The sequence below is a fragment of the Mesorhizobium sp. M4B.F.Ca.ET.017.02.2.1 genome, from assembly GCF_003998955.1.
GTDB lineage: Bacteria > Pseudomonadota > Alphaproteobacteria > Rhizobiales > Rhizobiaceae > Mesorhizobium > Mesorhizobium abyssinicae.
Window position 1 is genome coordinate 1 of sequence record NZ_RZOF01000677.1, and the last position, 719, is coordinate 719.

At 68.2% G+C, this 719-nt stretch carries 1 pseudogene; it reads left to right on the top strand.

Features of this window, described 5'->3' with window-relative positions:
* Nucleotides 1–719, top strand: a pseudogene (locus EN738_RS34795) (dihydroorotase); the annotation flags it as partial.

The following is a 719-nucleotide window of genomic DNA, read 5'->3' on the forward strand; positions in this document are numbered from 1 at the left end:
GCCCGACACCGATCCGGTGATCGACAATGTCGCGCTGGTCGAATTCGTGCTGCGCACCGCCAAGGATACGGCCAGCGTCAACATCTTCCCGGCGGCGGCGATCACCAAGGGGCTCGACGGCCGCGAGATGACCGAGTTCGGCTTGCTGCGCGAGGCCGGCGCCGTCGCCTTCACCGACGGGCGCCACACCATCGGCAACTCCCTGGTGATGCGCCGGGCGCTGACCTATGCCCGCGATTTCGGCGGCGTCATCGCGCATGAAACGCAGGACGCCGACCTCGCCTCGGCCGGCGTGATGAATGAGGGCCTCTATGCCAGCTGGCTCGGCCTTGCCGGCATTCCGCGCGAGGCGGAATCGATCCCGCTGGAGCGTGACCTCGCCCTGGCGCGGCTGACGCGCGGCGCCTATCACGCGGCCAAGATATCGACGGCGATGGCGGCCAATGCGGTGAGCCGGGCGAAAGCCGACGGCGCCAATGTCACGGCCGGCGTCGCCATCCACAATCTGTCGCTCAACGAGAACGACGTCGGCGAATACCGAACCTTCTTCCGGCTGACGCCGCCGCTGCGCGCCGAGGAGGATCGGCTGGCGATGATCGAGGCCGTGAAGGACGGTACCGTCGACATCATAGTTTCCTCGCACGATCCGCAGGACGTCGACACCAAGCGCCTCCCCTTCGCCGACGCCGCTGCCGGCGCGATCGGGCTCGAAACGCTGC